Origin of the sequence: Proteus sp. G2626 (assembly GCF_009915985.1) — a bacterium.
Classification (GTDB): domain Bacteria; phylum Pseudomonadota; class Gammaproteobacteria; order Enterobacterales; family Enterobacteriaceae; genus Proteus; species Proteus vulgaris.
The window spans coordinates 111,008-124,152 of the sequence record NZ_JAABNH010000026.1; the positions used below are offsets into that span (position 1 = coordinate 111,008).

The 13,145-nt window shown below is 37.6% G+C and carries 12 protein-coding genes; 10 read left to right on the plus strand and 2 right to left on the minus strand.

The genetic code is table 11. The features are described 5' to 3' along the window. Positions 1-25: 25 nt before the first annotated feature. Positions 26-1,366, minus strand: coding sequence for a long-chain fatty acid transporter FadL (fadL, locus tag GWJ05_RS11585; RefSeq protein WP_036935489.1), 1,341 nt, complete (start codon positions 1,364-1,366; stop codon positions 26-28). A gap of 345 nt (positions 1,367-1,711) precedes the next feature. Between fadL and GWJ05_RS11590 the strand changes: the two genes are divergently transcribed. The 4 genes from GWJ05_RS11590 to sixA all read left to right on the plus strand — a co-directional run bounded on the left by GWJ05_RS11590 (position 1,712) and on the right by sixA (position 6,568). Next, complete coding sequence (locus GWJ05_RS11590) at positions 1,712-2,008, plus strand: YfcZ/YiiS family protein (RefSeq protein WP_082239452.1); 297 nt, start codon at positions 1,712-1,714, stop codon at positions 2,006-2,008. 235 nt (positions 2,009-2,243) lie between these two features. Further along, positions 2,244-3,548, plus strand: a complete 1,305-nt coding sequence (gene fadI / locus GWJ05_RS11595; RefSeq protein ID WP_036935491.1) for an acetyl-CoA C-acyltransferase FadI — start codon at positions 2,244-2,246, stop codon at positions 3,546-3,548. Next, on the plus strand, positions 3,548-5,704 hold the full coding sequence (gene fadJ, locus GWJ05_RS11600; RefSeq protein WP_161681417.1) for a fatty acid oxidation complex subunit alpha FadJ: 2,157 nt from the start codon (positions 3,548-3,550) through the stop codon (positions 5,702-5,704). The genes fadI and fadJ overlap by 1 nt, the downstream gene beginning before the upstream one ends. A 390-nt stretch (positions 5,705-6,094) precedes the next feature. Continuing rightward, the gene (gene sixA / locus GWJ05_RS11605) at positions 6,095-6,568 is read left to right on the plus strand and encodes a phosphohistidine phosphatase SixA (protein ID WP_087802109.1); all 474 of its coding nucleotides are present in this window, start codon (positions 6,095-6,097) and stop codon (positions 6,566-6,568) included. Positions 6,569-6,646: 78 nt separating this feature from the next. On the opposite strand, the gene smrB is transcribed toward sixA, so the two are convergent. Continuing rightward, positions 6,647-7,189, minus strand: coding sequence for an endonuclease SmrB (smrB, locus tag GWJ05_RS11610; RefSeq protein ID WP_036935497.1), 543 nt, complete (start codon positions 7,187-7,189; stop codon positions 6,647-6,649). Positions 7,190-7,774: 585 nt separating this feature from the next. Between smrB and prmB the strand changes: the two genes are divergently transcribed. The 6 genes from prmB to GWJ05_RS11640 all read left to right on the plus strand — a co-directional run bounded on the left by prmB (position 7,775) and on the right by GWJ05_RS11640 (position 13,077). Then, entirely contained in the window at positions 7,775-8,707 is a 933-nt protein-coding gene (prmB, locus tag GWJ05_RS11615; RefSeq protein WP_036935499.1) for a 50S ribosomal protein L3 N(5)-glutamine methyltransferase, read from the plus strand. Positions 8,708-8,792: 85 nt separating this feature from the next. After that, positions 8,793-9,878: a chorismate synthase gene (aroC, locus tag GWJ05_RS11620; protein WP_036935501.1), complete on the plus strand. Its 1,086-nt coding sequence runs from the start codon at positions 8,793-8,795 to the stop codon at positions 9,876-9,878. Between the two features lie 173 nt (positions 9,879-10,051). Then, positions 10,052-10,852 carry a sulfite exporter TauE/SafE family protein gene (locus GWJ05_RS11625; RefSeq protein ID WP_161681418.1) on the plus strand — a complete coding sequence of 267 codons (801 nt, stop codon included), beginning with the start codon at positions 10,052-10,054 and terminating at the stop codon, positions 10,850-10,852. Between the two features lie 18 nt (positions 10,853-10,870). After that, positions 10,871-11,425 (plus strand): elongation factor P hydroxylase, encoded by a 555-nt coding sequence (locus GWJ05_RS11630; protein ID WP_036935505.1) that lies wholly within the window; start codon positions 10,871-10,873, stop codon positions 11,423-11,425. A gap of 153 nt (positions 11,426-11,578) precedes the next feature. Then, complete coding sequence (locus tag GWJ05_RS11635) at positions 11,579-11,851, plus strand: YfcL family protein (protein WP_036935508.1); 273 nt, start codon at positions 11,579-11,581, stop codon at positions 11,849-11,851. 329 nt (positions 11,852-12,180) lie between these two features. Further along, on the plus strand, positions 12,181-13,077 hold the full coding sequence (locus tag GWJ05_RS11640; RefSeq protein ID WP_087802110.1) for a hypothetical protein: 897 nt from the start codon (positions 12,181-12,183) through the stop codon (positions 13,075-13,077). Positions 13,078-13,145 lie beyond the last annotated feature (68 nt).

Consider the following 13,145-nt stretch of genomic DNA (forward strand, 5'->3'; position numbering starts at 1 on the left):
TATAAAAAGCAATATAGAGCAAGAGTTAGAAACGGTAGTTAAAGTTCATACCGTATAACCATGCTTTACCAGATGACTCGAATTCATAAGCCGGTAATGGTAAATCTTCAGATAATTTCTCTTTGATTGTGACTTTTTTACCATGCATATACGCTAAGCCAACATCCACAGACATATCTTTGTTAAATGCGTAGGTTGCACCTGCACTTAACCAGAAACGGTCTTGGTCAGGAATGGAGATAGAACGTTTATCAGCAGGAACTGGGCTATCATCAAAGGCAATACCTGTACGGAATGTCCAGTTATCATCGTGATAATAGGTTGTACCTAACGCAACACGCCATGCGTCACGGAAGCCTTCTTCTTTCTTGAATAGTTGCTGACCATCACTCTTACGTGTGGCTCTTAACTCTTCAAATGCGCTCCAGCTTGTATAAGCGAAGTTATAGTGAACCGCCCATTTTGGTGCAACGCGGTGATAAGCGGCAAATTCCCAAATTTCAGGTAAGTTAAGGTCAAGTTTACCTTTAATGGTTTCGCCGTTAGTACCTACAATTCCCATTCCTTCGAGTTGTGGAATTGAACGTAAGTCACTTTGGTATTCACCGTCTTTAAATTTAACTTTAACTTTTGAACGGTAAGTAAAGCTTACGCGATTACCTTCGTCAAATTCATATAATAAACCCGCGTTCCAGCCAAAGCCCCATGCATCACCTTTCAATTGAGCAAAGCGATCACTTGGCGATAAGCTTGATATATAACCACCTAATGGAGGTGGTAATTTATTTCCTAAAACTTTACCCGCTTCACCAACATGGCGTGTAATTTCTGCATCAGCATAAAGGGCATTTAAGCCTAAACCAACACTGAATTGATTATTAACACGGTAACCTGCACTTAGATTTAAGTTCATGGTTTTCAGATCGGTTTTGCCACCGATAAGACCAGCAGGATAATCATTCGGAAAATCTGTTGCTAAACCGAAGTTTGTTGTTCCTGATGCGCCAATGGCCCACTTATCATTAATTGGAGCAACAAAGTGGATATTGGGTACTAATGCACTTGGGGCGATATCTTTTGCAGTAGTGTCAGTACCAGTAAGAGGTGATCTACCTTTAATATCGACGCTCGGGTTAATATGGATAGCACCAACAGAGAATTCAGGGCGATCAAACATCGTGAGTGCAGCTGGGTTACGGCTACCTACGCTTGCGTCATCGGCGATAACGCCTTCCCCTGAAAATGCACGCCCTAGTGCTGAAGTAGAATATTCATTTAACTGAAAACCGGCAGCGCCTGCTTGAGAGGAGATAACACCTACCAAGGCAGCTAGTGCTGTGCGAGTAAACAGGTTTTTACGGTTCATGACCTAAACCCTCATAATTTTTTTAAGTTAGTAACTTCTGATTAGAAGCGCTGGATTTTAGGTGCGGTTGTCGTTATGACAAATCAGACCAGTTGTCTAAGTATAAAGTTGATTACCCCAAATGTTGCAAGTGTGTTTTGCAAATATTGCCAAATTGATTTAATAAATGGGATTTAGTTAACATTATTTTTACAAAATATCCCAATAAAGATAATTTTGATTGTTAAATAAACAGAATAATCAATTATTTTTGTAAATTTGTAGGATAATTTGAGCTAAAGCAGTTTATTTTATTTTTTTGCGATTATGATAGATAATTAACATTTCTTTCGTTGGGAGACTAAAATGGCAGACGCAATTAATCGCTGTAGTGCAGAAGAAACCGCTGCTTGCTGTTGTGTAGATGTGGGTACTATTATTGACAATAAAAATTGCACTGCGTCATATCAGCATGTCTTCGCTGATAAAGTACAAGCGCAAGCAATGTTGGATCAACTCAGTGCAAAAGCACAATCTATCGCTTCAGAGCCTTGTAAAATCAATCAACAATTTGCTGATGTTGATGGTGGTGTTCAACTTACCGTTGATTTTACATTTTCGTGTGAAGCAGAAAATCTGATCTTCCAGTTAGGATTACGTTAATCTGCTGAAAACAAATAGATTTAAGGCTGTTGAATGTCAACAGCCTTTTTTATGACTCGCCATTGTATTTTTTATCCTTTCTATCTTTATTGTTGGGTTCAGACATTCTATCGAAATAATGCGCGCTAACTCCCACTTCTCATAAAATGATGTTTCTGATAGGTGAAATTTTTGTTAACACTATTGTCAGGTCAGACCTCTTTGGTGTTAGGAACTCATTTTGTCAGGAGCCGTTATGAAGTCATCAACGAACAGTGCTATGAAAGATCGCATCGCCATTGTCAGCGGGCTACGTTTACCTTTTGCTAAACAAGCGACTGCGTATCGAGGAATACCTGCGGTTGAATTAGGGCGTTCAGTGGTTCAAGAATTAGTGACTCGCAATGAAATTCCTCCTGAAATTATTGATCAACTTGTTTTTGGGCAAGTGGTACAAATGCCAGAAGCACCGAATATAGCTAGAGAAATTGTACTTGGTGCTGGCTTAAGTGTAAAAACAGATGCTTACAGTGTTACAAGAGCGTGCGCAACGAGCTTTCAAGCGATTGCCAATGTCGCTGAGAGCATGATGGCAGGGCATGTCTCTGTCGGTATTGCGGGTGGCGCAGATTCATCATCTGTTTTGCCTATTGGTGTTAGTAAAAAATTAGCGGATGTATTGTTAAGTCTTAATAAAGCAAAATCATTGGGTCAGCGCTTAAGTTATTTAAGCCAATTGCGGTTTCGAGATCTTCTCCCTGTCGCCCCTGCCGTTGCTGAATATTCAACAGGCTTACGTATGGGAGATACCGCTGAGCAAATGGCAAAAACTTATCATATTTCCAGAGTCGCTCAAGATGAGTTAGCACATCGTTCTCATCAATTAGCAACTAAAGCATGGGAAATGGGAAAATTAGATGATGAAGTGATGACCGCTTTTTTCCCACCTTACAAAGAAGGTTTCCATCAAGATAACAATATTCGTAAAAATTCAGTTCTTGATTCTTACGCTAAGTTAAAACCTGCTTTTGATCGTCGCCATGGTAGCGTTACTGCCGCAAACAGTACACCATTAACAGATGGTGCAGCTGCAGTATTAATGATGAAAGAGTCCATTGCAAAAAGCTTAGGTTATCAGCCTCTTGGTTATCTACGTAGTTATGCGTTTACAGCAACAGATGTTTGGAAAGATATGTTATTAGGACCTTCATATGCCACGCCACTTGCGCTTTCTCGCGCAGGACTTTCTTTGAGTGATCTTACGTTAATTGATATGCATGAAGCTTTCGCCGCACAAACATTAAGTAATTTGACACTGTTTGCTAGCGAGCAGTTTGCTAAAGAGCAATTAGGATTATCCAAAGCAATTGGAGAAGTGGATATGGATAAATTTAATGTGCTAGGTGGCTCTATTGCTTATGGACATCCATTTGCCGCGACAGGTGCAAGAATGGTGACACAGACGTTACATGAGCTTAAACGCCGAGGTGGTGGGTTTGGGTTAACGACTGCGTGTGCAGCGGGTGGATTAGGTGTGGCAATGATTTTGGAGGTGGAATAATGGAACAACAAACAACACTAGAAAACACTTCCGTTTTCCAATTTTCAGTTCGTAACGATAAAGTCGGCGTGATAACCATTGATGTTATCGGTGAAAAAGTAAATACCTTAAAAGCTGAATTTGTGCAGCAATTCCAAGATGTTTTGAAACAAGCGCAACAACATTCGGGTGTAAAAGGGTTAATTATCACATCAGGTAAAGCAGATAGTTTTATTGCGGGTGCTGATATCTCGATGATTGCGGATTGCAAAACGAAAGAAGAAGCAAGTGCACTCGCAAAAGCAGGGCAAGATCTTTTTACCCAACTCGAAAATTATCCGTTACCTGTTGTTGCTGCTATCAATGGCGCCTGTCTTGGTGGGGGACTTGAATTAGCATTGGCCTGCCATGGACGAATTTGTTCTGATAATAACAAAACACGTTTAGGGCTTCCTGAAGTACAACTTGGATTATTGCCCGGTTCTGGTGGTACTCAGCGTTTACCTCGCCTTATTGGGGTAACATCGGCGTTAGATTTAATATTAACAGGAAGGCAAATCAATGCTAAACGTGCGTTGAAATTAGGTCTGGTTAATGATGTTGTTTCACAAGATATTTTATTAGATGTTGCTGCTAAATGGATTTTGTCGGGTAAAAAAGAACAGAAAAAACATTCAATAATGGATCGTTTCTGGGCAAATACGACATTAGGAAGAAATATACTGTTTGGGCAAGCTAAAAAGCGCGCATTAGCTAAGACAAAAGGACATTACCCCGCTGTTGAACGTATTCTACATGTAATAGAACGTGGCCTTGAAAAAGATATTCAAACAGGATTTAAAGAAGAAGCGAATGCTTTTGGTGAGCTAGCGATGACACCCGTTTCATCATCGTTAAGACACCTCTTTTTTGCTTCTACAGCACTTAAAAATGAAACGGGATCATCTGAAAAACCAGATAGTTTACATCATATCGGTATTTTAGGTGGGGGGTTAATGGGAGGGGGGATCGCTTTTGTTACTGCTACAAAAGGGCATTTACCCGTAAGAATTAAAGATATTAGCGATAAAGGAATTGCTCAAGCTTTAAATTATAGTTGGAAAGCGCTTTCTACCAAGGTTAATAAAAAGAGATTGCCGGCACGTGAACGTCAACGCCAAATGAGCTTACTTTCTGGTTCATTGGATTACAGCGGTTTCCATCAATCTAATATTATTGTTGAAGCAGTTTTTGAAGATCTTGCTTTAAAACAGAAAATGGTGGCAGATATTGAAGATTTAGGTAAAGGCAAAATTATTTTTGCGTCTAACACCTCTTCATTACCTATTCACAAGATCGCAGAAACAGCGAAATACCCAGAGAAAGTGATCGGGCTTCATTATTTTAGCCCTGTAGAAAAAATGCCATTAGTTGAAGTTATTCCTCATGAAAATACTAATGAAAAAACTATTGCAACAACGGTGGCTTTTGCTAAAAAGCAAGGTAAAGTTGCAATAGTTGTTGGTGATAAACCTGGCTTTTATGTGAATCGTATTCTTGCTCCTTATATCAGTGAAGCATTGACATGCTTAGTACAAGGTGAACCGATTGAAAATATTGATAAAGCTCTTGTCCAGTTTGGTTTCCCTGTAGGGCCGATTCAGTTATTAGATGAAGTAGGTATTGATATTGGTACAAAAATAACACCAATATTAGTGAACGCATTTGGTGAAAGATTTGCTTCTCCACCTGCTGTTGATGCCATTATTGCTGATAATAGAAAAGGGCGTAAAAATGGCAGAGGTTTTTATCTGTATACAAAACAGGTACTGCCTTTTTCATTTGGAAAAAATAAAAAACAGCCCGATCCCGCTATTTATTGTCTTTTACAAATTAAACCCAAAAGCCAATTATCTCCCTCTGAAATCACAGAGCGTTGTTTATTATTGATGCTTAATGAAGCTGTTCGTTGTTTAGATGAAAAAATTATAAAACAACCGCGCGATGGTGATATCGGCGCTGTTTTTGGTATTGGTTTTCCGCCTTTTTTTGGTGGCCCCTTCCGTTATATGGATAGCATGGGAACAACAAAAATAACAGAAAAGCTTAATCAACTGGCTGATAAATATGGTGAAAAATATCTCCCTTGTGAACGTTTAGTTGAAATGGCTAAACGAAATGAACGTTTTTATGACTAATGAAACTGCTTTACCATTGCTTTTCCCTTTTGTGGTACTTGTTTTGATTGAGGCGCTTAGGCGCCTTTTTTCTTATACTTTTTGCGTCAGATTAATAATTGATGAATTTTTAATGGAAAAAAAGGTCGAAACTGTTAATGATAGCCGGATACGGCAATAGAGTTATTTGAAAAAAAATTTAAAAATGAAGTTTTTTTAAATAAAATCCTGAAAAACAATGTGAATTTTGTAAACTAATGGCATGATTTTAAATAGGTTATTTATGCTATTACAATTAGGGTATTGAATATTTTATATAAGAATATATTAATTTAAATTTGATTAGATTAAGTATCTTAAAGACGTTAATGCCAATGATTACAAAAAATAAAATAGGTTTAATAATTTACTATGCAAATTTTTATTATGCGCCACGGAGAAGCAGCTCTTGATGCTGCAAGCGACGCACTAAGACCGCTGACTGAGCGTGGAAGAAGTGAATCAATAAAAATGGCTGAATGGATGACAACGCAAGGACATGCTATCGATTATGTTTTAGTCAGTCCTTATTTACGAGCCCAACAAACATTAGAGGCTGTAAAAATAGGTTTAGCATTACCGAGTAAGATAGAAACAGATGAAGGGCTCATTCCTGGTGGTAATCCTTCGCATATTGCACATTACTTACGTGCTTTAGGGGATACGGGATATCAAAATATTCTGGTTATTTCCCATTTACCTTTAGTTGGCTATGTTGTGGCAGAACTTTGCCCTGCGGTGTGTCCCCCAATGTTTTCAACATCAACGATAGCTTGTGTTGATTTTGATTTATCGAAAGGTACGGGAGAATTGTTATGGCAAGTCCCACCTTCAACTTTAAAATAAACTAGCCCAATATGATAATTAACGCCTTATTTCACCTGTTTGGTGATTTAAGGGGTAGTGCTTGAGCCGACTGATACTTCAACGACGGATAATATCATCATTTTCGACTAATACTAATAACGCAGCATCACCCCCCCACTCTTTAGGGGCTTGATGGAACGCAATGACATCAGGGTGCTGTGCTAACCAAAGTGGTGTTTGTTGTTTTAAAATGTGTTTACCGTGTCCATGCATAATACAAGCACAATAAACGTGCTCCCTCCTACAGGCTGCAATCAAAGCGCCAATTTCTTGTTTTGCAATTAATTGTGTTAGTCCGTGTAAGTCTAGAAAAAATTCAGGGGTATAATCGCCACGACGTAGTTTTTTCAATTCATAAGCATTTGCGCCGTCTCTTAAGTAGCGCATCGGGCCTTCTGTCGCTAAATTAGGTTGAAATTCATCTGAAAAATAATATGAAGCATCAGCTTGCTCTTGTTGCAGGCGTTCAACGGCGTAGTGTGTCACTTTTTTACGTTTTGGCGAGTGAAGTATTTTATCTTGAGGTAATTTCTTGGTGCCTTTTATCATTTCCTGAAATAACTCAATTTCAGAAGGTGGCAGTAAAAATTTCTTATTCATTTTTTATGATTCTTCATAGTGTTACTGTTTTATAAAGCAATAGTACATGAAATAGTGTCAGAGATAAAAAATATAGGTTATAAATTTGGCATAAAAAAAGGCAGGGATTTACCCTGCCGAAATAGTCACATAGCTAGCAAATACAAGGTGATTAACAAGTTGCTTTGTTTAGAATATCTGGGAGCATAAAACTTTTTTATCTCTTAAGATGGAGATAAAAATACGGTAAAAAGAGATTAAAAAAGAGTCTTTAAATTATGTATTTGTTTTCAAGTGACATCATATTGAATAAAAACTTCTTAAGGCGCATTTGGGTACACAGTCAATGATTTCATGTTTTAAGTATGGTTCAATTCTGTTTTTTTGCTAATAAAGGTTAAATTAAAAGTATAAAATATCATTTTTTAATAATAGGTATATCGTATGTTTTGCTTTTTGTTCTATGACTGAAGTTTAAAACCATTGTAGGTGTGTTTGTATAGAGTGCGGTAATAATGTTGTTATGTTTTTTTACGCTTCCCCGCTGATTTATCACCATCTTCATGGCAAACTACAGACTTTCTATTTCTTCAGAGGACAACCATTTTGGATATAACACTAAAAGAGGAAGCAGTTGCTGATTTAAGCACTATCCTAGATATGCTACGTTGGGCTATGAGTCAGTTTAATTCATCTGACATTTATTATGGTCATGGCACAGATAACGCATGGGATGAAGCATTACAGCTTGTATTACCAACTATTGCACTTCCTTTAGATATTCCAGATGCGCTGTTATCAAGCAAATTAACAACCTCTGAGAAAATGGAAATCATTACACTGATTGAAAGTCGAATTGAGGAAAAGATCCCGGTTCCCTATTTAACTCATCGTGCTTGGTTCTGCGGTCATGAATTTTATGTTGATGAACGAGTGCTTATTCCTCGTTCCCCAATTGGTGAATTAATCAATAACCATTTTGATGGTTTAATTCAGCAAGAGCCAACACGTATTCTTGATTTATGTACTGGAAGTGGTTGTATCGCTATTGCATGTGCTCATGAATTTGAAGATGCGGAAGTGGATGCGGTTGATATTTCTGTAGATGCGCTGGAAGTGGCAGAATTTAATATTGAAAACCACGGCTTAGCTCATCGTGTTTACCCAATGCAATCTGATTTATTTAACGCTATTGTTCCAACGCCTTACGATATCATTGTGACAAATCCGCCTTATGTTGATGTTGAAGATATGGACGATTTACCAGATGAATACCAAGTTGAACCAGAATTAGCGTTGGCATCAGGTATTGATGGCCTTGATATTACACGTCAAATTTTACTAAAAGCCCCTGAATATTTAAGTGAAAAAGGTATTCTTGTGTGTGAAGTGGGCAATAGCATGGTTCATCTTGTCGAACAATTCCCAGAAGTGCCGTTTACATGGCTTGAATTTGACAATGGTGGGATTGGAGTCTTTATGTTGACTCGAGAACAGCTTGTTGAACATTCACACTGTTTTTCTAGTGATAATCGTTGATGTAACAGCAATGAGACGGTAGATTGTTATTCATTACAAATAACATATTGATAACATCACACAGTAAAAAAATAGGAATAAAGGGATGGCAGGAAACAGTATCGGACAATTATTCAGAGTGACGACTTTCGGTGAGTCTCATGGTGTTGCATTAGGTTGCATTGTTGATGGTGTACCTCCTGGATTGTCTTTAACAGAAGCTGATTTACAAGTTGATTTAGATAGACGTAGGCCTGGAACTTCACGTTATACCACGCAACGTCGTGAGCCTGATCAAGTGCGTATTTTATCGGGTGTATTTAATGGCGTGACAACGGGTACAAGTATCGGCTTGTTGATTGAAAATACCGACCAACGTTCTCAAGATTACAGTGAAATTAAAGATGTTTTCCGCCCAGGGCATGCTGATTATACCTATGAACAAAAATATGGTTTGCGTGATTATCGTGGTGGTGGACGTTCTTCGGCTCGTGAAACGGCAATGCGTGTCGCCGCAGGTGCGATTGCTAAAAAATATCTAAAAGAGAAATTAGGCATCGAAGTTCGAGGATATCTTTCTCAGCTAGGACCTATTACATGTGATCTTGTTGATTGGTCTATTGTTGAAAGCAATCCATTTTTCTGTCCTGATCCTTCACGTTTAGATGCGCTTGATGAATACATGCGTGCACTTAAAAAAGAAGGTAATTCTATTGGTGCAAAAGTCACTGTGGTTGCACAGGGTGTACCTGCTGGATTTGGTGAACCTGTCTTTGATCGATTAGATGCTGATTTAGCGCATGCTTTGATGAGTATCAATGCTGTCAAAGGTATAGAAATTGGTGATGGATTTGGTGTTGTAACATTAAAAGGTACAGAAAACCGAGATGAAATCACTAAAAAGGGATTTACCAGTAATCATGCGGGGGGAATTTTAGGTGGCATTAGCAGTGGTCAGCCTATTGTTGCGCATATCGCATTAAAACCGACCTCCAGTATTACTGTTGCAGGTAAAACGATTAATCGTGATGGTGAAGAAGTTGATATGATAACCAAAGGTCGTCATGATCCTTGTGTCGGTATCCGAGCCATTCCTATCGCAGAAGCGATGATGGCAATTGTATTACTCGATCATGCATTGCGTCAGCGTGGTCAATGTGGTGATGTTGTACCACCCTTAATGCAATGGTAATCATTCTACATCAATAACGTGGTTGATAAGCTGTAGTAAGTTTGATGTTAGCTTTAAAGGTGTGAGCGCCTAATTTTATTATGCTCAGATCGTGTTGCTGTTACTCTCTTCAAAATAAATAAACGAAAGAAACAGCAATACGTCCTTTCATTTCTGATAACTCGGATAGATAAATGGATTGGCTCTTTTCAGATGGCATCTACCTTCTTCTCTTCTTTGTTGCTTTAATCGCGGGTTTTATTGATTCCATAGCAGGTGGAGGCGGATTAATTACTATTCCTGCTTTACTTTCAGTTGGTATTTCTCCAGTACAAGCGCTTGCAACTAATAAACTGCAATCTGTTGGTGGCTCATTTTCAGCAACACTCTATTTTATACGCCGTCGGGTTATTGATTTAAAATCACAACGATTTGCGATTTTTATGACATTTATTGGTGCAGTTTCTGGTGCCATGTTGGTGCAATTTATTAATCCTGACATCCTTAAACAAGCACTTCCCATTCTCACTATTGCTATTGGTCTCTATTTTCTTCTTACTCCGTCAATTGGTGCTCAAGATAGTAAGCAACGTATTGGTTACTATACATTCGGTGCAATATTAGGCGGAGGTGTGGGTTTTTATGATGGCATTTTTGGTCCGGGCACAGGCTCTTTCTTCGCTTTAGGTTATGTTATGTTACTTGGGTATAACCTATCAAAAGCGACAGCTCACGCTAAATTACTCGACTTCACTTCTAATTTTGGATCACTACTATTTTTTATTATTGGTGGACAAGTTATTTGGACTATTGGTTTAGTGATGCTTTGTGGGCAATTTATTGGTGCTCGCTTAGGTGCAAGTCTCGTTTTAACGAAAGGGCAAAAATTAATAAGACCTATGTTGGTCATTATCTCCTTTTTGATGAGTATCAAACTCATTAATGACAATCATGGCGATACTATTGCACTTTGGTTCTCTGCACTTTTTAATTAGGAATAGATGGTTTTTTAAATGTCAGCACATCATTATCAACAGTTAATTGATATCTTTAATCAATGTTTTAGCGAAAGTTTTCAAACCCGTTTAGTCAAAGGGGATGATGAGCCGATTTATTTACCTGCAAATGAAGAAATACCTTATCACCAAATTATTTTTGCTCATGGCTTTTATGCAAGTGCATTACATGAAATTTCACATTGGTGTATTGCGGGTGAAGCTCGCCGTCAACAAGTTGATTATGGTTACTGGTATTGCCCCGATGGACGGGACGAAACGACACAAGGGCAGTTTGAGAAAGTCGAAATTAAACCTCAAGCGCTAGATTGGTTATTTTGCCAAGCTGCTGGTTATCCTTTCAATGTCAGTTGTGACAATTTAGAAGGTAACTTTGAGCCCGACCGCTATGCGTTTAGAAATAAGGTCAGAGAACAAGTTCTTGCTTATTTACGTGATAAAAACACGCCACTTCGTGCTCAGCTATTTATTAATGCGTTACATTTGTTTTACAATACCCCAGAGCTAACGGAAGAGATGTTTCCTTATCAGGAAAACCCTTTAGTTAATTAAGGATTGCGAGAATAACTATCGCCTATCCACTGTGAAGGTTTTACCCGATAGGGTGGAGTCTGATGTAGTAAGGTTGCTGTATCACACGTTTTTATGTATTGATAATGCAGTGCTGATGGCGAGTACAGCAACATTATATATTGAGGATAAATAATGCTTTCTGAGTATGAAACGTACTTGTTAGATAGAATTGATAGCCGTGTTGAACATGCCACTGACGATGAATTATTTGCAGGTGGATATTTGCAAGGTCATATTACACTGGCTATTGCTGAGCTTGAGCAAGAAAACAACACACAATTAGAAGCACTAAGAACACGTGTGGAAGAGAGCATTCAAAAGGCAATAAAAGCAGGCGAGCTGTCACCACCAGATCAAGCATTAGTATTATCGACGTGGCATGATTTAGTTAACTCAATTAATTAAATTGCATATGCCTATCTAAGAGAACAACCGGTACTAATCGGTTGTTTTTTCTTTTTTAATATTTCATTAAAATAATGACTCTTAAGTTATATTTAGGATATTTGATGTTGAAAAAGGTGAGTTTTTAGACAAAGATTAATCCTCACTATTTATCAATTGTTTTTATTTGATTTTTCAAAGTCGATGTATCTCTCATTGATTAAGCATAATAGTGCTATCTTTTGTAATACCTTGCCATTTCTGTAAAATTACTTTTAAATGTTTTTTAGGAATGTTTCTCGGGATGCAAATGATTTGCATAGAATATTTATGATAAGGATAACGATACGATGAAAAATTTCTTTAAAATAGGCCTATTCACGAGTGCCGTTTTATTTTTATCTGCTTGTGATCAACTTGATTTAGATAATAAAAAAAATAAATTTTATTACAGTAACCCAAGCGAAAAAATGATCAGCTTTAGTGTTGATGGTAAAGAATATCAGGTTGAACCAGGTAAAAATGGTTACATAACGCTATCACCTGGTGAGCATAATTTAAAAGACAGTGCCGGAAATGATGCCAAATTTATGGTTTATGACAATAATAATGGTGGCATATTAAATCCTGATAATTTTATGTATTACACCCTTTCTGAAGTGTATGCCGTAAAGGGAAAAACAGATCAATTTAAACCTGTTGATTACCCTGTGATTATCAATGGCTACGAATTTGAACTTCCCGTACGTAGCACTAATGCCACGTTAATTGATGGTAATAACTTTCAGTGCACTTATGCTTTAGGCGAGCCATTTCCTAATGAAATTCGTACTCGCAACAAAAATAATGATGGTGGCATAAAAAATAAATGCTTTGATAAACCTGAATTTATTAAATATATTTCAGCAGAATACAATAAAGATTTAGAACCATTTACACAAGAAGATGAATATAACGATTCTGTTAATCTTAATTTAGACTATATGTTACCGACAGCAGAATTTACTGATCCTGATATTCAAGCTGAAGCAGAAGAACTTGTATCACTATTAAATCAAATTCAAAAAAGTGAAGATCCAAAGATCCATAATATATTAAAAGATAAGCTTTATAAGGCGACACTTGCTGTTTCACGTGCGAATAGTAACCGAGCTGTGAAAGATTCAGTGGAAGACAATAAATACTATAATCGTTTTATTGAAGAGAGTAGAAAGTTTCAATCTTATGGTATTTTACCGAAAGATTAAAATAGCCGAAAAAGAAGTTATCAATTTAATGTTAATGTAAGCCATCCAATAGGATGGCTTTTTAATAA

What these genes read in the sequence shown, in the direction of transcription:
- fadL (WP_036935489.1), bottom strand. Translation starts at nt 1,366, where the DNA reads ATGAACCGTAAAAACCTGTTTACTCGCACAGCACTAGCTGCCTTGGTA.
- GWJ05_RS11590 (WP_082239452.1), top strand. Translation starts at nt 1,712, where the DNA reads ATGGCAGACGCAATTAATCGCTGTAGTGCAGAAGAAACCGCTGCTTGC.
- fadI (WP_036935491.1), top strand. Translation starts at nt 2,244, where the DNA reads ATGAAGTCATCAACGAACAGTGCTATGAAAGATCGCATCGCCATTGTC.
- fadJ (WP_161681417.1), top strand. Translation starts at nt 3,548, where the DNA reads ATGGAACAACAAACAACACTAGAAAACACTTCCGTTTTCCAATTTTCA.
- sixA (WP_087802109.1), top strand. Translation starts at nt 6,095, where the DNA reads ATGCAAATTTTTATTATGCGCCACGGAGAAGCAGCTCTTGATGCTGCA.
- smrB (WP_036935497.1), bottom strand. Translation starts at nt 7,189, where the DNA reads ATGAATAAGAAATTTTTACTGCCACCTTCTGAAATTGAGTTATTTCAG.
- aroC (WP_036935501.1), top strand. Translation starts at nt 8,793, where the DNA reads ATGGCAGGAAACAGTATCGGACAATTATTCAGAGTGACGACTTTCGGT.
- GWJ05_RS11625 (WP_161681418.1), top strand. Translation starts at nt 10,052, where the DNA reads ATGGATTGGCTCTTTTCAGATGGCATCTACCTTCTTCTCTTCTTTGTT.
- GWJ05_RS11630 (WP_036935505.1), top strand. Translation starts at nt 10,871, where the DNA reads ATGTCAGCACATCATTATCAACAGTTAATTGATATCTTTAATCAATGT.
- GWJ05_RS11635 (WP_036935508.1), top strand. Translation starts at nt 11,579, where the DNA reads ATGCTTTCTGAGTATGAAACGTACTTGTTAGATAGAATTGATAGCCGT.
- GWJ05_RS11640 (WP_087802110.1), top strand. Translation starts at nt 12,181, where the DNA reads ATGAAAAATTTCTTTAAAATAGGCCTATTCACGAGTGCCGTTTTATTT.